Raw genomic sequence first — 24,349 nt, 5'->3', positions numbered from 1 at the left:
GCGTTTTACTCAGTCCCCAGGCCCTCAAAAGCCAACACTCAAGGCTCTTTCTCAAGAGCCTTTTTTGTTGCCCTTTCAGGAGCCCGGCATGTCTCTCAAGTCTCACATTCCCTTGTGGCTGCGTGCCCCGCGCAGCAGCGTTCTCATCGTGCTCGCGGTGCTGCTGCTCGCAGTCATTGCGCAGGTGTCCCCTGCCCAGTTGCCCGTGGTGCTCTACAAGGTCGCATTGATAACGCTCGCGGCCGTTCTGGGCTACTGGATCGACCGCATCGTCTTTCCCTACGCCCGCCCCGATTCGTACCTCTACCGCGACTGGCGCAAGGGCACGAGCGAGCCAGAGGGCGATGCTGATTTTCCCATCGCAAAGCCTGAGTACATCGCCCCTTTCTGCGTGGCTCAAATCCGCCGCGCCATCGTGATCGGTGGCGTAGTGCTCGCCGCCGCAATGGGGCTGTGATGCACAGGGCGATCAAGTATTTGGCCATTGCTGCGGGGCTGGTGGTGCTGTGTGCGCTGGTGGCTTCCGTGCTGCCCACTGGCACAGCACCGGCGCCCCGGACCGCGCAGCAACTCTATCCGTTGCCGCCCGTTGCGCAAGCTCCCGCACCGGCGGCCGTGCCTGCCTCTCAACAAGCGCCCGCGTCCGCGCCTGAGCTAGTCCCGCCAGCAGCGGAACCGGCGCCCGTGATTGAGGCCGCGTCGCAATGGGCGGCTCCCACCAAGGCTTCCCCATCCCCGGTGCCTTCGGCTGCCCTGCAGCATCGTGCGCTGCTGGTACGCACTGCCCATGCCATTTGGGGCCTTGATGCGCCTGTGGCCGTTTTCGCTGCCCAGGTTCACCAGGAGAGCGCTTGGCGCGTCGGTGCCATCTCTCACGTGGGCGCGCAGGGCTTGGCTCAGTTCATGCCAGCAACCACGAAATGGATCGCAGGCCAAGACCCTGAGCTGGCCATGCAGCAGCCATTCAATCCGGCCTGGGCAATCCGCGCTTTGGTCACATACGACCGCTGGCTCTACGACCGCGCACCCACCCACTACGCACCTCGCGACCGCATGTGGGTCGCTCTGCGCTCCTACAACGGCGGGCTAGGCCATTGGCAACGCGAGGCCGCCAGTACCGGGCTGGCCCAGCCTTCGCGCGCTCAGGTTGACGCGGCCTGCGGTAAAGCCCGCCGCGCGGCCGTGCATTGCAAAGAAAACCTGGGCTACCCCCACCGCATCCTGGTGGTGATCCAACCGCGCTATCTGCAGTGGGGGCCAGGTCTATGAGTCTCAGCATCCGCTCCATCGCCATCGCCGTCGCTATCGCGGCGGCCATTGCGGGCGTCAAGTTCTGGCAGTCCCACCTGGTCAGCAAGGGTGATGCCCAAGGCGCCACCCGTGTGCAGCACGCGTGGGACACGCAAGAGAACGAACGCAACGCGGCTACCGCCCGCGACAACGCCACCAAGTTTCGCAATGCCGAAAGGACCGCCCATGAAGACGCCAAACGCGAGGCCGCGCGCCGCGCTCGTGATGCTGCTGCCGTTGCTGCTGTGCGCAGCCTGCACACCGAGATTGCCCGCCTCAACAGCCGCCCCGATCCCTACCCAACAGGAGATGCCGGACTTGTCGCCTGCGCTCGCGAAGCCCGTACCGCCCGAGAGCTATTCGGAGAAAGCGCTGGCGCGTATCAAGAGCTGGCGGCAGAGGCTGATGGACTCAGAGACCAAGTGACGGGGCTGCAGGACTTTGCCCGCAATGTGTGCGGCGCGGGCAAGACGGGGGGCACCGTTGATTGATGACATCGACCGCGCCCAGGCGCGTGAGGCCGAGATTCTCTCGGATGCGTTGCGCGATCAGAGCCTGCGTGCAGGCCTGGCGGGCAAGACGGCCGCTGATTCGGCCGAGGTCTGCCAGGCGCGGGGGTGTGGGGAGGTGATCCCCGAAAAGCGGCGTCGGGCGATTCCTGGCGTGCAACTGTGCGTGGCGTGCCAGGGACGCCGTGAAAAAAAGAAGGGGGCGAGATGACATTGCAAGTGGATTTTTGGCAGTTGTTGGGCGTTGCCCTCACGCTGATTACGGCGTTTGCCGGGGTCATTTTTACAGCGGGCCGGTTGATCGCCGCGCAGTTTGAATCGCGCATCAATGAGCGCTTCGATGTGCTGCAGAAGGCCCGTGAGGCCGAGGTGGCAGGGATCACCAATATGGAACGCGAGTTCATGTCCTTCAAGGCCGATTTGCCGTTGCACTACGTGCGCCGCGAGGACTACGTACGCGGCCAATCCATCGTGGAAGCCAAGCTGGACGGCCTGGCCACCAAGATCGACAACGCGCAGTTGCGCGCATCCATGAATGAGCGAGGGAGCACATGAATACCGCCATCGACACCGCCCGAATCCGCCGCGAGAACCTGCGCTGGCTTATCCTGCTGACGCTGAACAACGCGCGGCCCATCGGCGCGTTTGAAGGCCCTGTGCTGAGCGTGGCCCAGTCTGAATACCCAGACGCCACGCCGCTGGAGCTGCGCCGCGAGCTGGACTACCTGTATGACCGGCAGCTAGTGACGCTGGACAAGCAGCCCTCTGGCCGCTGGCACGCGGAGCTGACGCGCATCGGCGTTGACCTGGCCGAATACACGATCCCCTGCGAGCCAGGGATCGCGCGGCCCGCGAAGTACTGGTAAGCCATGGGCCGCAAGAGCACCATCGACCGGCTTGATCCGGAGATCAAGGCGTACATCCAGGCCATGCTGGCCTCGGGCAGCATGACGCTGGACGAGTTGATCGGCGACCTGCAGGCGCGCTACCCAGCTGCGGCCACGGCGGGTGATCTTCCGAGCCGCTCGGCCGTGGGCCGTTACGGGCAGAAGCTGGAGCGACGCCTATCAGCGATCCGTGCCAGCACCGAAGCGGCCAAGATGATCCAGGCGCACGCTGGCGACGACAAGGACGCCCGCAGCGAGGCCCTCACGGCAATGGTGCAGACCGAGCTTTTCGAGGCCATCCTTGCGTTGCAAGAGGCCGATGAAGTTGGCGAGGACGGCGAAAAGGTCGATCCCGGTGAGCGCGTGGCGTTGCTGTCGAAGGCGGCGAAGAACATCGCCACGCTGACCAGGTCGAGCATCAACCTGAAGGAATTCCAGGCCAAGGTTGAGGAAGCCACGCGCAAGCGCCTGCACGCGGAGCAAGAGGCCAACCTGCAGGAAGTCGCCAAGGCCCAAGGCATGGATGAAGCCCAGGTCGATTTCTGGCGGCGCAAATTCTTGGGGATAGGCACATGAACGTTCTTTTCCAAGTTCTGGCCGCTGTGCTGTTCATTCTGTTTGAGCGTGGCAGACGCGTCCGTGGCTCATGGCGCCGGAAAGAATGGCGCAACGTGTTTGTGCAGGGTTTCTGGCTCGCCATATCCGTCGCGCTCGTGTTCAGTGGGCCAGTCCTTGCCCTGGTGCTCCTTTGGAGATTGCTCCGATGAACGCCATCAAGCCCCTGGCCACAACCCTGCGCACGCTGGAATGGGAAGACCTCCCAGCCAGCGTGCGGTCCATTCCCGAGGGCTTCAACCCGCTGGATGACGGCGTGCTCATGAAGCACCAGCGCGAGGTGGCGGCCATTCAGTCGGCCATCATTGCGGTGCCCAAGGGGCGCCGCACCGGGATCACCTTCGGCACGATGCTCAACAAGACGCTGGTGGCCGCCGCGCGCAAGAGCGCGGGGGGCGACAACGTCTACTACATCGGCGACACCAAGGAAAAGGGCCTGGAGGCCATCGGCTACTGCGCCAAGTTCGCCCGCGTGATCGCCCAGGCTCAAGGCCAGGGCGTTTCGGGCGTGGAAGAGTTCCTGTTTGAAGACCAGGACGACACCGGCAAAACCCGGCACATCAATGCCTATCGCATCCGCTTTGCCTCGGGCTTCCAAGTGTGTGCGCTGTCCAGCCGCCCGGCCAATATCCGGGGGCTGCAGGGTCATGTGGTGATTGATGAGGCCGCGTTTCACCCGGATGTGCAGGGCGTGCTGGACGCTGCGGCCGCTTTGCTGATCTGGGGCGGCCAGATCACGGTGATCAGCTCGCACAACGGGAAGAAAAACCCGTTCGCGCAGTTCTGCCGCGACATTGAGGCTGGCCGCTACGGCAGCGATGCCACGGTGGTCACCGTGACGTTTGACGATGCGGTGGCCAACGGCCTGTACGAGCGCGTTTGCTTCATGAAGGGCACCCCGCCCACGGCGGAAGGCAAGAAGGCCTGGTACACCAAGATTCGCAACGGCTACGGCGTGCGCAAAGCCGCCATGCGCGAGGAGCTGGACGCTATCCCCCGCGATGGCAACGGAGTGTGCCTGCCTGGTGTGTGGATTGAGCAGGCGATGGTGCTGGAGCCTGAGTGCGTGCTTCGACTGACGCTGGACGAGGACTTCGTCCTCAAGAGCCCCAAAGAGCGTGAGTCCTGGATGGCCGACTGGATCGAACGCTATCTCGACCCTGCGCTGGAGCGGCTGGACCCACGCGACCGGCACGTGTTCTCGCACGACTACGCGCGGCACCGGGACTTTTCGAGCTGGGGGGCGATGGTGCTTGGCGCAGGCATGCGCCGCCGCGTGCCGCTGGTCGTTGAGATGCACAAGGTGCCCTACTCACAGCAGCGCCAGCTCACCTGGCATGCCATTGAGCGCCTGCCGCGCCGCTGCGGTGGGGCCATGGATGCGACGGGCTCGGGCGAACCGCTGGCCGAAGAGACGGCGGACAAGTTCGGGCACTCGCATGTGCACCAGGTCAAGCTGAATCGGTCTTGGTACGGCACCTGGATGCCGAAGCTGGTGCAGGGCTTCGAAGACGGAATGATCGACATCCCGGCCGACCCCAATATCGCGCAGGACTTGCGCGCGATCGAAGAGGTGGACGGCATCGCCATGGTGGCCAAGGCCCGGCGCGCCGATGTGAAGGACCCGGACCTGTTTCGCCACGGCGACGGCGCCGTGATGCTGTGTCTGGGGTGGTTCGCCACGCTCAATTTGAGTGCCGTCATCGACTACATCCCCGTTCCCGGGCATTCGCGCGGGTTCGACAACAAGATCAACTCGCACGCCGACCTGGACTTCCCCATGCCGGAGCCAGGCGGCTGGTAAGGAGCAAGCATGGCAAAAATCCTGGGGCCTGATGGCCTGCCCATCACCACCGAAGCGCTGTCTGAGCCTCAGACGTCGCACTATTCGCACCTGCAGCGCGAGCTGCAGACCCACCCGACGCGCGGGCTCACGCCGTCCAAGCTGGCATCGATCCTCGACCAGGCCGAGCAGGGCGATCTGCTGGCCCAGTTCGACCTCTATGAAGACATGGAGGAAAAGGACGGCCACATTGCCGCCGAGCTGGGCAAGCGCCGCCGCGCGCTGCTGGTTGATTGGAGCGTGGTGCCGCCCGACAACCCGACGCCTGCGGAGAAGAGCAACGCGGAGCTGCTGGCCGAGCTGGTTGGAGAGATTGCGGACTTTGAGGACGTGCTGTTTGACGTGACAGACGCCATCGGCAAGGGCTTTTCTTGCTGCGAAATCGAGTGGCACAAGCCGGGCAAGTACTGGGTGCCCAAGACGATCACGCATCGGCCGCAAAGCTGGTTCACCGTGCATCGTGGCTACCGGCAGCAGCTGCGCTTGCGCAGCAACACCACGGTGGATGGCATCGTGGGCGAGCCGCTGCAGCCGTTTGGCTGGATCACGCACGTGCACAAGGCCAAGAGCGGCTATTTGGAACGCACGGCCATGTTCCGGCAGCTGGTGTGGCCGTATCTCTTCAAAAATTACTCGGTGGGCGACCTAGCCGAGTTCCTGGAGATTTACGGTATCCCTGTGCGCATCGGCAAATACCCCAGCGGTGCCAGCGAAAAGGAGAAGATGACGCTGCTGCGCGCGCTGGTGGGCATTGGCCACAACGCGGCGGGCATCATCCCTGCGGGCATGGAGCTGGATTTTCTGGACGCGGCCACGGGCGACCCCAAGGCTTTTGAGCTGATGCTCAACTGGTGTGAGCGCACCCAGTCCAAGGTGATCCTGGGCGGCACGCTGACCAGCGGTGCGGACGGCAAGAGCAGCACCAACGCGCTCGGCAACGTGCATAACGAGGTGCGTAAGGACCTGCGCGACAGCGATATCCGTCAGGTGCGAAGCACCATTACGAGGGACCTGCTGTATCCGATGGCCGCGCTCAACGGTCTGGCTTCCGAAGGCATGCGCCGTTGCCCTGTCTTCTGGTTGGATGTGGGCGAGACTGAGGACATCAAGGTCTACGCAGATGCCCTGCCGAAGCTGGTGGATGTTGGCTTTCAAATCCCGGTGCAGTGGGCGCAGGAAAAGGTGGGCATCCCGCAGCCGGAGGCCGGTGAGCCAGTCCTGCAGGCCACTTCCCCGGCCATCTGGCGGCAGGGCATGGCGGCAACCACGGGCCGCGTGCCGTTTCCGGGCCATTTGTGGGGCGTTGCTGCCGCTGCAGGGCAGCTACCTGCAGGCCAGTTGCCCCCCAGCCCCCAAACGGCCATGCAGCCCCAGCTCGCGGCCAACATCAAGGCCCCGGCTACTGCCTGGGTGGACAAAATCCGGGAGCTGGTCTCGCAGGCCACCAGCCTGGAGCAAATCCGGGACGGCATCGCGGCACTTGACCCGAATATGAGCCTGGATGACTACGCTGCAGCCATGGCCGAGGCCTTGGCCGCTGCCCACTTGGCGGGCCGCTACGAGGTGCTGCAGGAGGCTGGCGCGAATGGCTGATGTCGCCTATGGGAGCCTGCCGTTCCGGGAAATGATCGCGTTTTTCCGGCGCAAACTGAACCTCACCACCGAGTCATGGCTGGACGTGTACGCGGCCGAGCATGAGTGGTCGTTTGTGGTGGCTGGGGCAAACCGGGATGCCATCGTGCGTGACTTCCGCGAGGCCGTGGACAAGGCGATTGCCGATGGCACCACGCTGGAGGAGTTCCGGCGCGACTTCGACCGCATCGTTGCGCGCTACGGGTGGGACTACAACGGCGGGCGGGACTGGCGCACCCGTGTGATTTACGAGACCAACCTGAACACCAGCTATGCGGCGGGCCGGTGGGAACAGTTGCAGGCCGCGCCTTACTGGCAGTACGAGCACGCCGATTGGGTAGAGAACCCACGGCACCAGCATTTGGCCTGGGATGGCCTGGTGCTGGCCCGTGATGACCCTTGGTGGCGCACGCACTACCCACCCAACGGCTGGGGGTGCCAGTGCAAGGTGATTGGCCTGTGGCCACGCGACCTGGCGCGGCTGGGCAAGTCCCAGCCGGACCAGGCGCCCGAGGTGGTTTGGACGGATCGCCTCATCGGCCAGAACAGCCCAGGCGGCCCGCGCGAGGTGACCGTCCCCGAGGGCATCGACCCCGGTTTTGAGTACGCGCCTGGCCGGGATCGGTGGCGCTCGTACCGTTCCAAGGAGTGACGCCATGGCCGGGGTGAGATTCGATGGGGCGGCAGCAACGGCAAGCCTGCGCGGGCTGCTGGCGGGCATAGAAAACCCGGCGCCACTGCTCGCCCAACTGGGCGAATACACCCTGCGCACCACGCGCGACCGCTTCAAAACCCAAACTGGGCCTGATGGCACGGCCTGGGCCGCTTTGCAGCCCTGGTACAAAAAGGAAAAGTCCCAGAACAAGAACCGCGTGCTCACCCTGCGCGGCTTTCTGCGCGGCCAGCTGGTGTCGCAAGTGGTGGGGGGCAAGTCCGTCGAGGTGGGGAGCAACTTGGTTTATGCGGCCGTGCACCAGTTCGGCGGCACCATCAAGCCCAAGAGCGGCAAACTGCTCGCCTTCCGTGGCCACGTCGCCAAATCCGTGACGATCCCGGCCCGGCCCTACTTGGGCTTGTCAGACGCGGACCAAAACGAGCTGGTGGAGCGCACGCTGGACTGGCTTAGGACGTCAGGGGGGCTGAAATGAGCAATGCAGGTGGGGGATTGGCCGGACGATGTGCCGTTTTAGGCCTGAAAGACTGTTGCAACCCTATTTCTAAGTCGCACAATCGGTATAAGGAGGTGACACATGGACGTTAGATATGGGAAAGGGCCGACAGAATTTGGGCCTGGGGTAGATATTGAACTGACCGGCGATGAGGTTGCGATGGCGGTTGATGCCTGGCTTGTGGCGCGGGGCATCCATGTAAACGGACCTCGCACTGTGACCGTCAACGGCGCCCTTTGTAGCGATGGCCGGGTGCACGTGAGTCCACCTGGCTTTGTCGTCGCAGATGGGAAAAGGTTTTCCGGCCGTGGCCCTGAGTTTGATTGACCGGGTTTTCAATTAAAAATGGCGCCAGATCGGCGCCGATTTTTCTTGAGCTCCATACTTTCGCACTGGGAAAGAGATTTGCAGGATTCCATCCCACTCCGTCCCGCCTAAGCCCGCGAAATCCCAATTTATCGCGCCGCCCACTCTTCCTTTATCTCAACTCCGTTCACCCAGCCGGGTGCTGGACATCGGTGCAGGCTCGGGACGGGATGCGGCAGCGCTGGCCCGCGCAGGCCATCAGGTGGTGGCTGTGGAGCCTACCGCCGCGCTGCGGCAGCACGGCCAGCGGATTCACGCCGCGCTGCCGGTTGAATGGATCGACGACCACCTGCCGGCGCTTGCCGTGCTGCGCGGCAGCCATCGCCCATTTGACCTGGTGCTGCTGACCGCTGTGTGGATGCACCTGGATGCCCAGGAGCGCGAGACCGCGATGCGCTGCGTCGCGGCACTGGTCGCTCCCGGCGGGCGCGTGGTGATGTCGCTGCGCCACGGGCCGGTGCCCGAGGGGCGCCGCATGTTTGATGTGTCCGCGCAGGCCACGGCAAAACAAGGGGCGCGCCACGGGCTCGCGGAGGTCTACAGCGGCCGCCGCGAGGACACGCAGGGCCGCGCCGATGTGCACTGGAGTGTGTTGGCGCTCGAACGCCCCGTGGTGGCGACTGCACCGGGCGCCGATGTCACGAAAAATTGAGGCCTAGCGCTCTATCCACATGCGCAGAAAGCTATCAATTCAGTAGCAAAACCGTGATCAAGACGCCAGCAGCGCCGCAGGCTCGTCGCCTTCCAGCACCTGCTGCGCCCAAGGCGCGAGCTTGCGGGTGTCGGCGCGCAGCACCTCCTGCTTGACGGCCAGGATCTGCGCGGGGTGCATGGAGAAGCTGCGCAGGCCCAGGCCCAGCAGCAGGCGCGTCATGGTCACGTCGCCCGCCGTCTCACCACACACACACACGCTCTTGCCCTGGCGCTCGCCCTCGGCGATCACATCGCCCACCAGGCGCAACACCGCGGGATGCAGCGGGTCGTAAAGGTGGGCCACGGCCTCGTCGGCACGGTCGATAGCCAGCGTGTACTGGATCAGGTCGTTGGTGCCGATCGAGAGGAAATCGAAATACTTGAGGAAGGTGCGCACCATGAGCGCGGCGGCGGGCACCTCGATCATGGCGCCCAGTTGCACCGGGCCGTAGGGCTCGCCACGCGCGTCCAGCTCGCCCCGAGCCAGATCAACCTGCGCCAGCGTCTGCTGGATCTCGTGGGTGTGCGCCAGCATGGGAAACAGCAGGTTCACCTTGCCATGGGCCGCCGCACGCAGCACGGCGCGCAGCTGGGTGCGGAACATGGCCGGGTCGGCCAGGCTCCAGCGGATGGCGCGCAGGCCCAGCGCGGGGTTCAGGTAATTGTCCTTGTGGCTCTTGTGGTCCAGCGGCTTGTCAGCACCCACATCGATGGTGCGGATGGTGACGGGCAGGCCTTGCATGCCGTCGATGGCCTCGCAGTAGGCGCGGTACTGCTCGTCTTCCCCCGGCAGGTTGCCGGTCTTGCCCATGAACAGGAATTCGCTGCGGAACAGCCCCACGCCCACGGCCCCAGCGCGCACGGCGGTGGCCGCGTCGCCAGGCTGCTCGATGTTGGCCAGCAGCTCGATCTTGTGGCCGTCGATGGTGATGGCGGGGGTGTGGCGCAGCCGCGCCAGCCGTTCGCGCTCCAGCTCCACCTGGCGCTGGCGAAAGCCGTATTCGGCCAGGATGATGGGTGACGGATCGACGATGACCACGCCCGCATCGCCGTCGATGATGACCCAGTCGTCCTGCCGCACCAGCTGGCTCGCGGCACGTGCGCCCACCACGGCAGGAATGTCCATGCTGCGCGCAACGATGGCGGTGTGGCTGGTCTTTCCACCCACATCGGTCACAAAACCGGCGAACACGCTTTGCTTGAACTGCAGCATGTCGGCAGGCGAAAGGTCGTGCGCCACCAGCACCAGGGGCACGTCCACGGTGTCGTCGAGCAGCAGGTCTTGCTGCAGGCCCAGTTGCTTGTGGCGGCGCGGGCTGCTGACCGGCGGCGCCACAGGGCCGGCCACGCCCTTCATGTAGCGCAGGATGCGTTCGACCACCTGTTCCAGGTCGGCCTTGCGCTCGCGCAGGTACTCGTCCTCCATCTCGTCGAACTGGCGCGCAATGACTTCGAGCTGCGTGGTCAGCGCCCATTCGGCGTTGTACAGGCGCTCGGTGATCCAGTGCTTGACACCACCCGTGAGGGCCTCGTCCTGCAACAGCATCAGGTGCACATCGAGGAGCGCGGTGAGTTCATGCGGCGCATCGGCCGGCATGTCGGTCTGCAGACGCTGCAGCTCTTCGACCACGGCATTGCGGCCATTGCGCACCCGCTCGATCTCGCCCTCGACCTGCTCGGGCTTCACAAAATAATGCGCCACGTCCACCCGGCTGGACGCCACCAGCACGGCACGGCCGATGGCAATACCGCGAGCGACTGCGAGACCGTGGACGGAGAAAGTCATTCACCCTCACCAAATTTGTCGGCAATCAGGGCCAGGAGCCCCTCCATGGCCTCTTGCTCGCGATCCCCGTTGGTTTCGATCTCCACCTCAGTGCCCATGCCGGCAGCCAGCATCATCACGCCCATGATGCTTTTGGCGTTGATGCGGCGGTCGCCACGGCTCATGAAAACGTCACACGGGAAACTGCCGGCCAGCTTGGTCAGCTTGGCCGAGGCACGGGCGTGCAGGCCCAATTTATTGCTGATGGTCGTACGGGTCTTGATCATGTCGGTTGCGGGTGTTCTGGTTCTGCGGTGCGGAGATGGCCACCTGCATGACGCCCTGGGTGCCCCCCACCACGGCGCGGGTGACCACTGAATCAAGGGGTTCGTGGCGGTAGCTCACGGCGCGCAGCAGCATGGGCAGGTTGGCACCCGTCACCAGGCGGGAGCGGACGTTCTCGATCACGCGCTGCGCCACGTTGCACGGGGTGGCACCGAACACGTCGGTGAGCACCAGGGTGGAATCTGCGCCCAGCTGGTGCAGCATGATGCGGGCCTGCGCCAACGATTCTTCGGGCGGCTGGTTGGGCTGCACATCGAGGGCGGCCACGCTGTCGCCGCAGTCGGGAAACACATGCAGCGCACATTCGCGCAGCGCATGGGCCAACGGGGCGTGGGCAATGATGAGGATGCTGGTGGTGCTCATGGCGCGGTGGTTTGCAGCACATTATGGCGCCGCCCCCGCAGCAGGAACCACGCGTAGGCGCCTGCGTTGCACGCCAGGTACACCGCCATGGCCGCCTGAAAGGACCGCACGGTAGACAGGCCCGCAGCGGCAAAGGCGTCCACCCCCAGGCCAATGCCCCACTGCACCACAAACACACCCGCAAAAATCACCAGGTTGTAGGCCGACAACGCACGCCCAGCGAGCGCCTGCGGGAACGCCATGGCCACCGCAGGCTGCGACAGCGACACAAACGTGCACGACACACAGAACAGCGCCCAGGCCCCGCCCCCCGCCTGCGGCCCCGCGAACAGGATGCCCACCAGCACCACCAGGCACAGCGGCAGGCCCGCAGCCATCAACCGGTCCGCCCCCAGCCCCTTGCGCAGCAGCCAGGGGTTGACCATGCCCCAGGTCCAAAACGTGCAGAGCATGGACACGTTGATCCAGAACAACCCCGTCGCGGCCTCCAGCGGCGTGTAGCCCGCCACCCGCTGCATCCATGGGCCAGCCCACAGCGTCTGCATGGCGACCATGCCGCCGTACACAAAAAACCCCAAGGGAGCCAGGCGCTGGAAATATGGGTGGCGCCACACCACCGCGTAGCCCTGGGGCACTGCGGCACTGTTGCCCGATTCAGGCTGGGCAACATGCGCACCCGGGGTGGCCGCAGCCCAGCCCGGCACCCAGACCGCAATCACGACCATCGACAGCGCGATCAGCGCCGCCAACCCCCAGAACAGGGGCCGCCAACCCACCAGCGGCAAGGCCCACTGCACCGGCAGCGTGGACGCCACCATGCCCAGCGAGCCCGTCATGAGCATCCAGGAGTTGGCGCGCATTTGCGTGGTGGGCTCGAACCAGCGCCGATAACCGGTGAGCGGCGCCATCAGGCAGGCGCTGACCCCGGCGCCACACAGCACGCGCCCAGCCAGCAGGCCCGAAAATCCCGTGGCCACCGAGAACACCAGGCTGCCCACCACGGCCACGCCCAAAAATCCCAGCGCTACCTTCCGGGGGCCATGCCGGTCCAGCCAGGTGCCCAGCGGCAACTGCGTGGCGGCAAAGCCCAGGAAGTACCCCCCAGCCAACAGCCCCAGGTCGCTGGCGTGCAGCGAAAACTCCTGCGACAGCGTGGGCGCCAGGGTGGCCGTGACGGCCCGCACCAGGGCCGACAGGAAGTAGGCGAAGGCGAAGGCCAGGAAGACGATGACTGCGGCGCGCCGCGGCAACACGCTGTGGCCAGTCATTGGAGCGTGATCCCGGCAAAGAACTGGTCAGCCACCTCGGGCCGAGGCTTGCTGGTGTAGACCACCGCGTGGTACAGCCGCATTTGTGGCCCCACGGTGCGTGCAAACCACACGCCCTGGGCGACCACCGCGCCGCCATCCGCGCGCTGGCCCTGCACCACCGTACGCACGGACTGCGGCAAGGGCAACACGCCGGGCGGCGCATATGGCACATCGACCGCGCTGGCCGCCGCACCGTTGCCGAGGTTGGCGATGGCAGCCGCACGCCAGTGGGTGAGCGCAGCGCCCGCCAGGGCCGGATCGGGGAGCGCCGCGTGCGATACCGCAAAAGTGGCGCCATCGGCATCGCAGCCCGCCATGGCCAGCTCGACAGGTGACCCCGCCAGTTCCACCACGCGCACGGCCTGGTCGGGCTTGCAGGGCAGCGTGACGGTGATGGAGGCCTCGGGCAGTGGCACGCTGCGCCAGTTCAGCGCGGGGCTGCAGCCTGCCAGCCACATCACCAACAGCACGGGCGGCAGGGCCGCAGCCCGGGTCGGAGTTCGGTTCATTGGTCGATTATCGGCACAGCCGCGTGCGGTGGCGGTCCAGTCGTTTTGGCCCGAACTTTTGCGCGCCACGGGAATCCACCATGCTGCGACAATCGAGGCCTCGGCTACAGCCGGGTTTCGGTGCGGTGTCCGGCCCTTGCCGGCGGGGGCCCGGCCCACAGTTCTGGATGGATAGGAAGTCATGGCGATCAAACATTGGGCGGCAGGTGTGGCAGTGGCAGCGTTTGCGGCCGTGGGCGCCTATGTGTACCTGGATACGGGCCGCTCTGCGGCACCGGAATCCACCTTTGTGCTGCTGGACGGCTCCAGCAAATCCACGGCCGATCTGCACGGCAAGGTCACGCTGGTGAATTTCTGGGCCACCAGCTGCACCACCTGCGTGGCCGAAATGCCCGAGATCGTGGCCACTTACAACAAATACCACGGCAAAGGCTTCGACACCCTGGCCGTCGCCATGAGCTACGACCCACCCAGCTACGTGGTGAACTTTGCCGAAACCCGCAAGCTGCCCTTCCAGGTGGCCATCGACAACACCGGCAAGGTGGCCCAGGCCTGGGGCGATGTGCGGCTCACACCCTCGACCTTCATCGTGAACAAGCGCGGCGAGATCGTGAAGACCTATGTGGGCGCACCCAACTTCCCCGAGCTGCACCAGCTCATCGAGAAACTGCTGGCCGAGACCTGAGCCGCATCCCCCTCAGTCCTTCCAAAGACAAAAGGCCGATTTCTCATGAAATCGGCCTTTTCCGCTTATGCGACAAGCGCCAGCAGCTATCAATATTGAAAATGGCATCTGCAACTGGCGCTGCCCAGACCAGCGGACGCCGTGCATGGGCCGCCAAGCCGCGTGGGCGGCGCTTCGCTTGCGTGCGCTGGCGTCGTCCCCCTTCCCGGAGCGCGTAGCGCGCAGAGAGAAGGGCCGCGGCTTCAAGCCTGCCTGCGCAGGCTTGGACGGCCCGAAGAGCTGTCGCCTATGGCGACCAGCACCGAGCGGCGCAGCCGCTCAGGGGGATGTACCCTATTTCGCGCGGTAGTTGTCGTGGCAGGCTTTGCAGGTGCCTGCTGCGGCGCCAAAGGCCGTCTTGAGGTTGTCCAGGCTGCCCGTCTTGGCGGCGGCGGCCAGCTTGACCGATTCGGCTTCGAGCTTGTCGGAATGTTCCTTGAACTTGGCCTGTTCGGTCCAGATTTCAGGCAGCGCCTTGGTGGGCGCGCCCTTGTCGGTGCCGGCGCCGAAGCCCGCCCAAGGCAGCTTGGCCATCTGGGCCACCACGTCTGCGTTTTCTTGTGCCGCCTTGGCGTCAAAGGGGATGCGCCCATTGGCCATGGCCCCGAGTCGCCCGAAATGCTGGCCCATCACGAACAACGCGCTCTGGCGGTATTTGATGGCGTCTTCCGCCTTGGCGAACTGGGCGGAGGCCGGTGCGGACAAGGTCAGCGTGGCGGCGGCAAGGACAAACGCGGCAAGTGCTTTCATGGGGAGTTTCCTTTTTTCGTGGGGTGGACAAAAACCTTTTGACCCGCAGGGAGTATGCCGGTTTACCGCCAATTTCGCAGCGGCGGCACCCTTTCGGGTTTACCCAGCCTCCTTCACAATGCGGCCATCTGCCCTTCCCACACCCCCGGCCCCCACCACCATGACGCAGCAGCACACCACCCGCATCTGGGACCTTCCCACCCGTATCTTCCATTGGGCCCTGGCCGCCAGCATCGTGGCCCTGGTCGTTACCGCCAAGTTGGGTGGCAACGCCATGGAATGGCATTTCCGGCTGGGGTACGGTGTGTTGGCGCTGCTGGTGTTCCGCGTTGTCTGGGGCCTGATTGGCGGGCGCTGGTCGCGCTTCGCGAGCTTTCTGTATTCGCCCGTTCGGGTATTGCGGTATCTGCGGGGCTCGGCCCACGCCGAGGACAGCATTGGCCACAGCCCGCTGGGCGCCCTGTCGGTCTTCGCTCTGCTGGCCGTGCTGATGGCCCAGGTGGGCACCGGGCTGCTCAGTGATGACGAGATCGCGTTCGCGGGCCCGCTCACGCGTTTCGTCTCGAACGCGGTGGTCGGCCAGGCCACGGGCTATCACAAGGAAATTGGCCAGTACCTGGTGCTGGGGCTGGTCGCCTTGCACCTGCTCGCCATCGCTTTCTATGTGCTGGTGCGCCGCCAGCGGCTCGTCCGGCCCATGCTGCATGGCGACAAGGTGCTGCCCGCGCCGGCTGCGCCATCCCGCGACGATCTGGCCAGCCGCGCCGTGGCCCTGGTGGTGCTGGCCCTGAGTGCCGCTCTGGCCTGGTGGGTATCGTCGCTGGGGACGGCCGCTGCGGGGTTCTAACCGGACTGGCTACACTGCTCTTTCCGCCGTTTTTCACTGCTGCGCTTTGGACAAGCCTTCCGTCACCCTGCTGACCCCCACCTCGCCTGCCGAGATGGATGCGGTCCGCGATATCTTCCGGGAATACGCCGACACCCTCGGCGTGGACCTGTGCTTTCAGGATTTTGAAAATGAACTCGCGGGCCTGCCCGGCGACTACGGCCCGCCGCGCGGCGCGCTGCTGCTGGCACAGGTCGAAGGGGCCATCGCAGGCTGCTGCGCCCTGCGCCCGCTAGATGCCGCCGACTACCCCAATGCGAGCGAGATGAAGCGCCTGTATGTGCGCAAGGCGTTTCGCGGCTTCGGCCTGGGCCGCGAGCTGGCCGAGGCCATGCTCGACCGCGCCCGCCAGGCGGGTTACGCCTGTGTGCTGCTCGACACGCTTGACGACATGGAGTCGGCGCGCGCGCTGTACACCGACCTGGGCTTTGAAGAGATCCCGCCCTACTACCACAACCCCATTGCGGGCGCGCACTACCTCAAGGTCGATATTTCTTGAGTTTTTTGGGCCTGGCGCTTATTGGCATTGCGTCAATAGCTACTATTTTTGTAGCACCCATAGAATTGCGGTCGCCCGGTGCCAAGCATTTCGAGCCTGTTCATCAGGTTCGAGCCGTGGGGCAGCCCCACGGTGTTGTCTTCCAAAGCGTCCATCGCGGCGCACGAACCTCCCGCCACCCGTGGCGCGATGTTCGCGCCCAACCCGCCGGTTGGCACCGGGCCAACCTCCTACACTTCGCTGCTTCGTGAAGAAGATTTCACCCCGCACACGCGCGCTGGCCAAGGCGCTGGCGATGGCCGTGCTGGCCGATGCCCGGGAGCCGGAACGCCACACCCTCCAGGCGCTGTCCGCGCGCGCGGGTGCCTGCCTGGGTGGCCGCACCACCCCGGCGGACAGCCCCGATCCACTGCCCGCGCCTTTGTCCGAGCAGCTGCGCCGCCTATCCAACATGTCCGACCCCGAATGGGCCCGGCTGGAGCCCGAGGACGTGGCCACCTGGCTGTGCTGGGGTATCTGGTGGCGCAAAGCGGGGGTGCGCAACGGCTCCGCCCTGCAGGCGCTTACGGCGAACTGCGGCCAGGACGCAGAAGAGCAGGATGCCTGGGGCCATCTGGCGGACGAAGGTGATGAAGACGCCGAGCCCGCCCTGCCTGTGCACCAATGGCCTGATCCCCAACTCGCCCGGGCTTTCCGCACCTGGGCCGCCAACGTGCGTGCCGGTGAAACGTTGCACTGGCTGCTGCGCCCTGCCGCTGCAGGCCCGCAGCCCGCATGGAAGGGCCGCGACAGCACCGCTCCGGTGCTCGCGACCGCCACCGACGTAACCGAGGCCCTGGTCATTTCGCTGGACGACCTGCTGTGGCTCGCGCCCGAGCATGCGCATTGGCGCGAACGCCAGAACGGGCGCCATGCCCTGCCCCTTTCACAGTATCGCTATCGCTTGCTGCCCAAGCCCAGCGGCGGGCTGCGCCTGCTGGAGGCGCCCCGCCCGCGCCTGGCCAGCACGCAACGCCGCATTCTGGACAGCCTGCTGGCCGGTGTTCCTGTGCACGAGGCCGCCCATGGCTTTGTGCGTGGCCGCAGCGTGGGTAGCCATGCACAGGTTCATACCCACCAGGCCGTGGTGATCCGGTTTGATCTGGCTGATTTCTTCACGTGCATCACTGCCACGCGCGTGCGCGCGCTATGGCGGGCACTGGGCCACGGCCGCCCTGCCGCCGAGTTACTGACGCGGCTGACCACCACGCGCACTCCCCAGGCCGTCCGTGACCGGTTGCTGGAAGCTACCTCCATCCCTCCTGAGGCCATCGCGCAGCGCCACACCATCGGTGCCCGCCTGAAGCAATCCCATTTGCCGCAGGGCGCACCCACATCACCAGCCTTGGCGAATCTGTGCGCATTCGGACTGGACCTGCGGCTGCACGCACTGGCAGAGCACTTTGGCGCGCACTACACGCGCTATGCCGATGACCTGGTGTTCTCGGGTCCCAAGGCACTGCTGCACCGCCAGTGGGTGGACTTTCGTGCTTGGGTGACCGCCATTGCGCAAGACGAAGGATTCACCCTGCGCGCGGACAAGACCCGCGTGATGCCCGCGCACCAGCGGCAGTATGTGACGGGCCTGGTGGTCAACCAGCGCACCAACTACAGCCGCACCCAGTTCGACACCCTCAAGGCCCGCCTGCACCGGCTGGCCCAACAGCCCCCGGTGAACATCAGCGAGCGGGCCCGGCTGGCAGGTGAGATCCAATGGGCCAGCCAATGGCTGGCGCCGACGCGCAGCGCAAAGCTGCAGCGGCTGCTCCACGCCATCCGATTTTCAAACGAGGCTTAGAACCCGTTCAAAACCTTCCCGGGGATCGCGTTGCCGGGCGGCTTCGCAAACGCCCGCCACGGCAATGGCGACCCCGGCGGCCTGCCGAAGCCAGAGCGCCCCGAAATCGCGGGGACCCACTCGCCGCAGCCTGTAGCACTGAACTCAAGCCTTTTGGGCTTGCTGGAGCAGCGTGTCGGCGTCGCTCACTTCAAACTTGCCCGGGGCTTCCACGTTGAGCGTGACCACCTTGCCATCGCGCACCAGCATCGAATAACGGTTGCTGCGCAGGCCCAGGCCTTTGCCATTGAGGTCCAGCGTCAGACCGGTGGCCTTGGCGAAGGTGGCATCGCCGTCACCCAGCATGCGGACCTTGCCATCGGTCTTCTGGTCCCGTGCCCAGGCGCCCATCACGAAGGCGTCGTTCACACTCACGCACCAGATCTCATCCACACCTGCAGCCTTGAACTCAGCGGCCTTTTCCACATAGCCAGGCACATGCTTGGCCGAGCAGGTTGGGGTGAAGGCGCCGGGCAACGCGAACAGGGCAATCGTCTTGCCGGCCGTGGCCTTGTCCACAGGCACGGGGTTCGGGCCAATGCTGCAGCCTTCGCCCTCGACTTCCGAATATTCCATGAGTGTGCTGGCTGGCAGGGTGTCACCGACTTTGATCATTGCTTATCTCCTTAAATTGGGATGAATGGGGATGGAAGAGCGAACTGCCCAGGGCCATAAAAGTGTGGCCCACAAAGCAAAACGACCCACATTGTGGGTCGTTTTGAAGGGCTTTGCCGCCCGGGGTTTTGGCCCCGGGGCAGCATGGTGCTGATTTACAGCAGGCCGGCCTTTTGCACCAAGCGGGTAGCAACCCAGTTCTTGGTCTTGGAGAGCGGACGGCTCTCGGTGATTTCGATCGTGTCGCCCAGCTTGTACTCACCCTTTTCATCATGGGCGTGGTACTTGCTCGACTTACCGACGATCTTGCCGTAGAGCTCGTGCTTCACACGGCGCTCGACCAGCACGGTCACAGTCTTTTGACGCTTGTCGCTGACCACCTTGCCAACCAAGGTGCGCTTGAGGGATTTTTTAGGTTCCGTCATGTGGGCTCCTTACTTGGCGGCTTGCTTTTCAGCAAGAATGGTCTTGGCACGGGCGATATCGCGGCGGGTGGTGCGCAGCGTGTTGGTGTTACCCAATTGCTGCGTAGCCTTTTGCATGCGCAGGCCGAAATGGGCCTTTTGCAGCGCCTTGATTTCGGTTTCGATGCCGGCGACGTCTTTTTGGCGCAGTTCAGTAGTCTTCATTGCTTGTTCTCCTGAATTACGCGCCGATCAGGCGGCTGACGAACGTGGTGCGCAGCGGCAGCTTGGCAGCAGCCAGGCGGAACGCTTCACGGGCCAGTTCTTCGGGCACACCGACGATCTCGAAAACGATCTTGCCGGGCTGGATTTCGGCCACGTAGTACTCGGGGTTGCCCTTACCGTTACCCATACGCACTTCTGCGGGCTTGGTAGAGATTGGCTTGTCCGGGAACACGCGGATCCAGATACGGCCGCCACGCTTGACGTGACGGGAAATCGCACGGCGTGCAGCTTCGATCTGGCGGGCCGTCAGACGGCCACGATCGGTGCACTTCAGACCGAAATCACCGAACGCAACGGAGGCACCCCGCGTTGCGACACCGGTATTACGGCCCTTTTGCTCCTTGCGATACTTGCGGCGAGCAGGTTGCAGCATACTTATTCTCCTTTTCCGTCCGCTGCTGTAGCGGGCGCGGCGACTTTGCGTACGCGCTTAACGGCGGTGTTATCAGCGCCACCAGCTTCCACTGGCTTGTCGCTGCCGTCGGCCGGTGCGGTGTTGCCACCGACAGGACGACGTGGACCACGGCCTGCGCCTGGACGGTCGCCACCTGGGCGGCCATCACGGCGTGGACCGCGTGGGCGGCGTTCTTCGTCTGGACGTGGGGTTTCCACGGCAGGCAGGTCGTTACGACCCAGCGTATCGCCCTTGTAGACCCAGACCTTGACGCCGATCACACCATAGGTGGTCTTGGCTTCAGAGGTGCCGTAGTCGATGTCGGCGCGCAGCGTGTGAAGTGGCACGCGGCCTTCACGGTACCACTCGCAGCGAGCGATTTCGATACCGTTCAGACGACCGGACGACATGATCTTGATGCCTTGGGCACCCAGACGCATGGCGTTCTGCATGGCACGCTTCATCGCGCGGCGGAACATGATCCGCTTTTCGAGCTGCTGCGTGATGCTGTCGGCAATCAGCTTGGCATCGATTTCAGGCTTGCGCACTTCTTCGATGTTCACTGCAACAGGCACGCCCAGGCGAGCAGCGAGTTCCTTCTTGAGGTTCTCGATGTCTTCACCCTTCTTGCCGATCACCACACCAGGACGTGCCGAGTAAATGGTGATGCGGGCGTTCTTGGCAGGACGCTCGATCAGGATGCGCGACACAGCCGCGTTCTTCAACTTGGCCTTCAGGTACTCACGCACCTTGATGTCTTCGGCCAGCATGCCCGCGAAATCGCGGTTGCTGGCGTACCAACGGCTGGACCAGTTGCGGCTGACCGCAAGGCGGAAGCCGGTAGGATGGATTTTTTGTCCCATAGTCTTCCCGAGCCTTTAGTTGCCAACCGTCACGTACACATGGCACGTGGGCTTGCTGATGCGGTTGCCGCGGCCTTTGGCGCGCGCGGTGAAGCGCTTGAGCGTGGTGCCTTGTTCGACGTAGATGGTCTTGACCTTCAGTTCGTCGATGTCAGCGCCATCGTTGTGTTCGGCGTTGGCGATGGCCGACTCCAGAACCTTCTTGACGATTCCCGCAGCTTTTTTCTGCGTGAAGTTCAGGATGTTCAGAGCCTGGTCCACCTTCTTGCCGCGGATCAGGTCAGCGACCAGACGGCCCTTGTCGACCGACAGACGGACGCCCCGGAGGACTGCACGTGTTTCAGACATGGTCGTTCCTTACTTCTTCGCTTTTTTGTCAGCGGGGTGACCCTTGAAGGTGCGCGTCAGGGCGAATTCGCCCAGCTTGTGGCCCACCATCTGGTCGGTGACATAGACAGGTACGTGCTGCTTGCCGTTGTGCACGGCAATGGTCAGACCGATGAACTCGGGCAGAACCATGGAGCGACGCGACCAGGTCTTGACTGGTTTCTTGTCCTTGGTGGCGACGGCCTTTTCGACCTTGGCCAGCAAGTGATGGTCAACAAATGGACCCTTTTTAAGAGAGCGAGTCATCTGTTACCCCTTACTTCTTGCGACGCGACACGATCATGATCTGTGTGCGCTTGTTGTTACGGGTGCGATAACCCTTGGTCAGATTGCCCCAAGGATCGACTGCATGGCGGCCTTCGCCGGTGCGGCCTTCGCCACCACCGTGAGGGTGATCCACTGGGTTCATGGCAACGCCGCGAACCGTTGGGCGAATACCCATCCAGCGCTTCACACCGGCCTTGCCCAATTGGCGCAGGCTATGTTCTTCGTTGGCCACTTCACCAATGGTGGCGCGGCATTCGATGTGGATCTTGCGCACTTCACCCGAGCGCATACGCACCTGGGCATAGACGCCTTCACGGGCCAGCAGCGTTGCCGAAGCACCGGCCGAGCGAGCGATCTGTGCACCGGCACCGGGCTTGAGCTCGATGCAGTGGATGGTCGAACCCACGGGGATATTGCGGATAGGCAGCGTGTTGCCAGCGCGGATCGGGGCTTCCGAACCGGACAGCAGGGTTGCGCCCACTTCCAGGTTGCGGGGAGCGATGATGTAACGACGCTCGCCGTCGGCATAGCACACCAGAGCGATGTGGGCCGTACGGTTTGGATCGTACTCAATGCGCTCAACCTTGGCCGGAATGCCATCCTTGTTGCGCTTGAAGTCCACTACGCGGTAGTGGTGCTTGTGGCCACCGCCCTTGTGGCGGGTGGTGATGTGACCGTTGTTGTTACGGCCGGCCTTCTGGAATTGTGGTTCCAGCAGGGGGGCGTACGCTTCACCCTTGTACAGGTGGTCACGCGTGACCTTCACCACGGCACGTTGGCCGGGCGAAGTGGGTTTCATCTTGATGACAGCCATGATTACGCGGCCTCCCCAGAGAGGTTCAGCTCTTGACCAGGCTGCAGCGTGACATAAGCCTTGCGAACGTTGTCGCGGCGGCCGATGGTCTTGCCAAAACGCTTGGTCTTGCCTTTGGTGTTCACCACAGAGACGCCCTTGACCTCGACCTTGAACATCAATTCCACAGCGGCCTTGATTTCTGGCTTGGTTGCGTTCTGCAGCACCTTGAACGTCACAGCATTGGACTTTTCAGCAACCATGGTGGCCTTTTCGGACACGATAGGAGCGACCAGCACTTGCATCAGACGACCTTCGTCAAACTTGAGTGTGCTCATGCGAACATCTCCTTGAGTTTGTCGATTGCACCCTTGGTGACGAGCACTTTCTTGAAACGGACCAGCGACACGGGATCGGCGTAGCGTGGCTCGACGACGAGCACGTTCACCAGATTGCGCGATGCCAGGTACAGGTTTTCGTCCACTTCCTCGGCGATCACCATCACCGATTGCAGATTCATCGCCTTGAACTTGTCGGCCAGGACCTTGGTCTTGGGCGAGTCAAGCTTCAGCGAATCGACCACAGCCAGACGACCTTCACGGGCGAGCTGCGACAGGATCGCAGACATGCCGGCGCGGTACATCTTCTTGTTGATCTTTTGCGTGAAGTTTTCGTCAGGCATGTTCGGGAAAATCCGACCGCCCCCGCGCCACAGTGGCGACGAGGTCATACCTGCACGTGCGTTACCCGTACCCTTTTGCTTGAAAGGCTTCTTGGTCGAGTGACGGACTTGCTCGCGATCCTTCTGGGCGCGAGTGCCTTGGCGTGCGTTGGCCTGATAGGCCACCACGATCTGGTGAACCAGATCTTCGTTGTATTCACGACCGAACACGGTTTCTGGAACATCCAGCTTGGATGCGCCTTGGCCTTGGTCATTCAGGAGTTCGAGCTGCATTAGTTCGCTCCTTTGGAAGGTTTGGCCTTGACTGCGGGACGCACGGTCACGAACCCACCCTTGGCGCCCGGGATTGCACCCTTGATCAAGATCAGTTGACGTGCTTCGTCGATGCGGATCACATCGAGGTTCTGCGTGGTCTTGGTGACGTCACCAAGATGGCCCGTCATGCGCTTGCCGGGGAACACGCGACCTGGATCTTGCGCCATACCGATGGAGCCGGGCACGTTGTGCGAACGGCTGTTACCGTGCGACGCGCGCTGCGACTTCATGTTGTGACGCTTGATGGTGCCGGCGTAGCCTTTACCGATCGAGGTGCCTTGCACGTCGACCTTTTGACCCACGGAGAACACGGACGTCACAGCCACCGATGCGCCAGCTTGGTACTGGGCAGCGGTATCGGCAGTCACGCGGAATTCCTGGATGATTTCACCGGCTTCCACACCTGCCTTGGCAAGGTGGCCGGCTTCTGGCTTGGTCACGCGCGATGCTTTGCGCGAACCGAACGTGACCTGCAGGGCCACGTAGCCATCGTTCTCTTGGGTTTTGATCTGGGTAACGCGGTTGTTGGACACATCCACCACCGTGACAGGCACTGCGTCCCCATCATCGGTGAACAGACGCATCATGCCCACTTTGCGACCCAGCAACCCGAGGGAGTTGCTCAGACTCATTTGTTTCTCCAAAACTTCCACCGCTACAACTTCAATTGGCTGCAGCGTTTGCACTCGCGTGCATGAAAGAAGGTTAATAAAACTTCGCTCAATTCATGCCTTTTCACAGGCGCAAATTGAGCGGAGCCCTAAAGTATAACGCGAACTGCTTTTTCAAGCAAGTTCGCGTTATTTCTGACGCAGAGAGGCCGGTCAGACCGGCTTCTCAACAGCCATTACTGCAGCTTGATTTCGACGTCCACGCCCGCGGGCAGGTCGAGCTTCATCAGGGCGTCAACGGTTTTGTCCGTTGGGTCCACGATGTCCATCAGACGCTGGTGAGTGCGGATTTCGAGCTGGTCGCGCGACGTCTTGTTGACGTGTGGCGAGCGCAGGATGTCAAAACGCTTCATGCGTGTCGGCAGGGGCACGGGGCCCTTGACGATCGCACCGGTGCGCTTGGCGGTGTCAACGATCTCGGCAGCGGACTGGTCGATCAGCTTGTAGTCAAACGCCTTCAGGCGGATGCGGATTTTTTGCTTGGACATGGCGATTCCTTGTGCAATTCAGAACAGATTACGCGAGGATCTTGGCCACGACGCCAGCGCCCACGGTACGGCCACCTTCGCGGATAGCGAAGCGCAGGCCTTCTTCCATGGCGATGGGGTTGATCAGCTTCACAGTGATCGACACGTTGTCACC

General features: G+C 63.8%; 34 protein-coding genes and 1 pseudogene. 16 read left to right on the top strand and 19 right to left on the bottom strand.

Annotated features, from left to right (window positions below; genetic code table 11):
- Window positions 1–88: 88 nt before the first annotated feature.
- From IB243_RS25715 to IB243_RS25660, 12 genes are all read left to right on the top strand, one after another.
- Entirely contained in the window at window positions 89–457 is a 369-nt protein-coding gene (locus tag IB243_RS25715; RefSeq protein WP_192429947.1) for a putative holin, read from the top strand.
- On the top strand, window positions 457–1,269 hold the full coding sequence (locus tag IB243_RS25710; RefSeq protein WP_225585366.1) for a transglycosylase SLT domain-containing protein: 813 nt from the start codon (window positions 457–459) through the stop codon (window positions 1,267–1,269). Before IB243_RS25715 ends, IB243_RS25710 begins: the two co-directional genes overlap by 1 nt.
- A complete protein-coding gene (locus IB243_RS25705) occupies window positions 1,266–1,781 on the top strand; it encodes a hypothetical protein (protein WP_192429946.1) in 516 nt (171 codons plus the stop codon). The genes IB243_RS25710 and IB243_RS25705 overlap by 4 nt, the downstream gene beginning before the upstream one ends.
- A complete protein-coding gene (locus IB243_RS25700; protein WP_225585358.1) occupies window positions 1,774–2,010 on the top strand; it encodes a TraR/DksA C4-type zinc finger protein in 237 nt (78 codons plus the stop codon). The genes IB243_RS25705 and IB243_RS25700 overlap by 8 nt, the downstream gene beginning before the upstream one ends.
- Complete coding sequence (locus IB243_RS25695) at window positions 2,007–2,354, top strand: hypothetical protein (protein ID WP_192429944.1); 348 nt, start codon at window positions 2,007–2,009, stop codon at window positions 2,352–2,354. The genes IB243_RS25700 and IB243_RS25695 overlap by 4 nt, the downstream gene beginning before the upstream one ends.
- The gene (locus IB243_RS25690; protein ID WP_192429943.1) at window positions 2,351–2,665 is read left to right on the top strand and encodes a hypothetical protein; all 315 of its coding nucleotides are present in this window, start codon (window positions 2,351–2,353) and stop codon (window positions 2,663–2,665) included. Before IB243_RS25695 ends, IB243_RS25690 begins: the two co-directional genes overlap by 4 nt.
- 3 nt (window positions 2,666–2,668) lie before the next feature.
- The gene (locus IB243_RS25685; protein WP_192429942.1) at window positions 2,669–3,262 is read left to right on the top strand and encodes a DUF3486 family protein; all 594 of its coding nucleotides are present in this window, start codon (window positions 2,669–2,671) and stop codon (window positions 3,260–3,262) included.
- Window positions 3,263–3,449: 187 nt separating this feature from the next.
- A complete protein-coding gene (locus tag IB243_RS25680) occupies window positions 3,450–5,105 on the top strand; it encodes a hypothetical protein (protein ID WP_192429941.1) in 1,656 nt (551 codons plus the stop codon).
- 9 nt (window positions 5,106–5,114) lie between these two features.
- On the top strand, window positions 5,115–6,737 hold the full coding sequence (locus IB243_RS25675; RefSeq protein WP_192429940.1) for a DUF935 domain-containing protein: 1,623 nt from the start codon (window positions 5,115–5,117) through the stop codon (window positions 6,735–6,737).
- Window positions 6,730–7,428 carry a phage minor head protein gene (locus IB243_RS25670; protein ID WP_192429939.1) on the top strand — a complete coding sequence of 233 codons (699 nt, stop codon included), beginning with the start codon at window positions 6,730–6,732 and terminating at the stop codon, window positions 7,426–7,428. Before IB243_RS25675 ends, IB243_RS25670 begins: the two co-directional genes overlap by 8 nt.
- Window positions 7,429–7,432: 4 nt before the next feature.
- Window positions 7,433–7,924 (top strand): phage virion morphogenesis protein, encoded by a 492-nt coding sequence (locus IB243_RS25665; protein WP_192429938.1) that lies wholly within the window; start codon window positions 7,433–7,435, stop codon window positions 7,922–7,924.
- Between the two features lie 424 nt (window positions 7,925–8,348).
- Window positions 8,349–8,963 carry a class I SAM-dependent methyltransferase gene (locus tag IB243_RS25660; RefSeq protein WP_370540395.1) on the top strand — a complete coding sequence of 205 codons (615 nt, stop codon included), beginning with the start codon at window positions 8,349–8,351 and terminating at the stop codon, window positions 8,961–8,963.
- Window positions 8,964–9,020: 57 nt separating this feature from the next.
- On the opposite strand, the gene ptsP is transcribed toward IB243_RS25660, so the two are convergent.
- From ptsP to IB243_RS25635, 5 genes are read right to left on the bottom strand one after another with little or no spacing between them, the layout of a single operon-like run.
- Complete coding sequence (gene ptsP, locus IB243_RS25655; RefSeq protein ID WP_010467205.1) at window positions 9,021–10,790, bottom strand: phosphoenolpyruvate--protein phosphotransferase; 1,770 nt, start codon at window positions 10,788–10,790, stop codon at window positions 9,021–9,023.
- The gene (locus IB243_RS25650; protein ID WP_192429937.1) at window positions 10,787–11,056 is read right to left on the bottom strand and encodes an HPr family phosphocarrier protein; all 270 of its coding nucleotides are present in this window, start codon (window positions 11,054–11,056) and stop codon (window positions 10,787–10,789) included. The genes ptsP and IB243_RS25650 overlap by 4 nt, the downstream gene beginning before the upstream one ends.
- Entirely contained in the window at window positions 11,025–11,477 is a 453-nt protein-coding gene (locus IB243_RS25645; RefSeq protein WP_010467203.1) for a PTS sugar transporter subunit IIA, read from the bottom strand. The genes IB243_RS25650 and IB243_RS25645 overlap by 32 nt, the downstream gene beginning before the upstream one ends.
- Window positions 11,474–12,745 (bottom strand): MFS transporter, encoded by a 1,272-nt coding sequence (locus IB243_RS25640; RefSeq protein ID WP_192429936.1) that lies wholly within the window; start codon window positions 12,743–12,745, stop codon window positions 11,474–11,476. The genes IB243_RS25645 and IB243_RS25640 overlap by 4 nt, the downstream gene beginning before the upstream one ends.
- Window positions 12,742–13,296, bottom strand: coding sequence for a hypothetical protein (locus tag IB243_RS25635; RefSeq protein WP_029414399.1), 555 nt, complete (start codon window positions 13,294–13,296; stop codon window positions 12,742–12,744). The genes IB243_RS25640 and IB243_RS25635 overlap by 4 nt, the downstream gene beginning before the upstream one ends.
- Window positions 13,297–13,477: 181 nt before the next feature.
- On the opposite strand from IB243_RS25635, the gene IB243_RS25630 reads away from it, so the two are divergent.
- Entirely contained in the window at window positions 13,478–13,981 is a 504-nt protein-coding gene (locus IB243_RS25630) for a TlpA disulfide reductase family protein (RefSeq protein ID WP_010467197.1), read from the top strand.
- A 333-nt stretch (window positions 13,982–14,314) separates the two neighbouring features.
- On the opposite strand, the gene IB243_RS25625 is transcribed toward IB243_RS25630, so the two are convergent.
- Entirely contained in the window at window positions 14,315–14,770 is a 456-nt protein-coding gene (locus tag IB243_RS25625; RefSeq protein ID WP_010467195.1) for a cytochrome c, read from the bottom strand.
- A 160-nt stretch (window positions 14,771–14,930) separates the two neighbouring features.
- Between IB243_RS25625 and IB243_RS25620 the strand changes: the two genes are divergently transcribed.
- The 3 genes from IB243_RS25620 to IB243_RS25610 all read left to right on the top strand — a co-directional run bounded on the left by IB243_RS25620 (window position 14,931) and on the right by IB243_RS25610 (window position 17,992).
- Complete coding sequence (locus IB243_RS25620) at window positions 14,931–15,617, top strand: cytochrome b/b6 domain-containing protein (RefSeq protein ID WP_192429935.1); 687 nt, start codon at window positions 14,931–14,933, stop codon at window positions 15,615–15,617.
- A gap of 46 nt (window positions 15,618–15,663) precedes the next feature.
- Window positions 15,664–16,155 carry a GNAT family N-acetyltransferase gene (locus IB243_RS25615; protein ID WP_057225640.1) on the top strand — a complete coding sequence of 164 codons (492 nt, stop codon included), beginning with the start codon at window positions 15,664–15,666 and terminating at the stop codon, window positions 16,153–16,155.
- 247 nt (window positions 16,156–16,402) lie between these two features.
- Window positions 16,403–17,992, top strand: coding sequence for a reverse transcriptase family protein (locus tag IB243_RS25610; protein WP_192429934.1), 1,590 nt, complete (start codon window positions 16,403–16,405; stop codon window positions 17,990–17,992).
- Between the two features lie 144 nt (window positions 17,993–18,136).
- On the opposite strand, the gene IB243_RS25605 is transcribed toward IB243_RS25610, so the two are convergent.
- The 13 genes and pseudogenes from IB243_RS25605 to IB243_RS25545 all read right to left on the bottom strand — a co-directional run.
- Window positions 18,137–18,646: a peroxiredoxin gene (locus IB243_RS25605; RefSeq protein ID WP_010467187.1), complete on the bottom strand. Its 510-nt coding sequence runs from the start codon at window positions 18,644–18,646 to the stop codon at window positions 18,137–18,139.
- Window positions 18,647–18,801: 155 nt separating this feature from the next.
- A complete protein-coding gene (rpsQ, locus tag IB243_RS25600) occupies window positions 18,802–19,071 on the bottom strand; it encodes a 30S ribosomal protein S17 (protein ID WP_010467186.1) in 270 nt (89 codons plus the stop codon).
- A 9-nt stretch (window positions 19,072–19,080) separates the two neighbouring features.
- Window positions 19,081–19,275 carry a 50S ribosomal protein L29 gene (gene rpmC, locus IB243_RS25595; protein ID WP_010467182.1) on the bottom strand — a complete coding sequence of 65 codons (195 nt, stop codon included), beginning with the start codon at window positions 19,273–19,275 and terminating at the stop codon, window positions 19,081–19,083.
- Between the two features lie 16 nt (window positions 19,276–19,291).
- On the bottom strand, window positions 19,292–19,708 hold the full coding sequence (gene rplP, locus IB243_RS25590) for a 50S ribosomal protein L16 (RefSeq protein WP_010467180.1): 417 nt from the start codon (window positions 19,706–19,708) through the stop codon (window positions 19,292–19,294).
- Between the two features lie 2 nt (window positions 19,709–19,710).
- On the bottom strand, window positions 19,711–20,592 hold the full coding sequence (gene rpsC, locus IB243_RS25585; protein ID WP_010467178.1) for a 30S ribosomal protein S3: 882 nt from the start codon (window positions 20,590–20,592) through the stop codon (window positions 19,711–19,713).
- Between the two features lie 15 nt (window positions 20,593–20,607).
- A complete protein-coding gene (rplV, locus tag IB243_RS25580) occupies window positions 20,608–20,940 on the bottom strand; it encodes a 50S ribosomal protein L22 (protein WP_007847806.1) in 333 nt (110 codons plus the stop codon).
- 9 nt (window positions 20,941–20,949) lie between these two features.
- On the bottom strand, window positions 20,950–21,225 hold the full coding sequence (gene rpsS, locus IB243_RS25575; RefSeq protein WP_010467177.1) for a 30S ribosomal protein S19: 276 nt from the start codon (window positions 21,223–21,225) through the stop codon (window positions 20,950–20,952).
- Window positions 21,226–21,235: 10 nt separating this feature from the next.
- A complete protein-coding gene (gene rplB, locus IB243_RS25570; protein WP_010467175.1) occupies window positions 21,236–22,060 on the bottom strand; it encodes a 50S ribosomal protein L2 in 825 nt (274 codons plus the stop codon).
- Window positions 22,061–22,062: 2 nt separating this feature from the next.
- Complete coding sequence (gene rplW, locus IB243_RS25565; RefSeq protein WP_010467173.1) at window positions 22,063–22,377, bottom strand: 50S ribosomal protein L23; 315 nt, start codon at window positions 22,375–22,377, stop codon at window positions 22,063–22,065.
- Window positions 22,374–22,994, bottom strand: coding sequence for a 50S ribosomal protein L4 (gene rplD, locus IB243_RS25560; RefSeq protein ID WP_010467171.1), 621 nt, complete (start codon window positions 22,992–22,994; stop codon window positions 22,374–22,376). The genes rplW and rplD overlap by 4 nt, the downstream gene beginning before the upstream one ends.
- Window positions 22,994–23,668 carry a 50S ribosomal protein L3 gene (gene rplC / locus IB243_RS25555; RefSeq protein ID WP_192429933.1) on the bottom strand — a complete coding sequence of 225 codons (675 nt, stop codon included), beginning with the start codon at window positions 23,666–23,668 and terminating at the stop codon, window positions 22,994–22,996. The genes rplD and rplC overlap by 1 nt, the downstream gene beginning before the upstream one ends.
- Before the next feature lie 215 nt (window positions 23,669–23,883).
- Window positions 23,884–24,195: a 30S ribosomal protein S10 gene (gene rpsJ, locus IB243_RS25550; RefSeq protein ID WP_005796953.1), complete on the bottom strand. Its 312-nt coding sequence runs from the start codon at window positions 24,193–24,195 to the stop codon at window positions 23,884–23,886.
- A gap of 28 nt (window positions 24,196–24,223) precedes the next feature.
- Window positions 24,224–24,349 (bottom strand): annotated as a pseudogene (locus tag IB243_RS25545) (elongation factor Tu); the annotation flags it as partial.

This window comes from Acidovorax sp. ACV01 (assembly GCF_014851495.1).
GTDB lineage: Bacteria > Pseudomonadota > Gammaproteobacteria > Burkholderiales > Burkholderiaceae_C > Acidovorax > Acidovorax radicis.
This window is presented reverse-complemented; position numbering and strand designations above follow the sequence as displayed.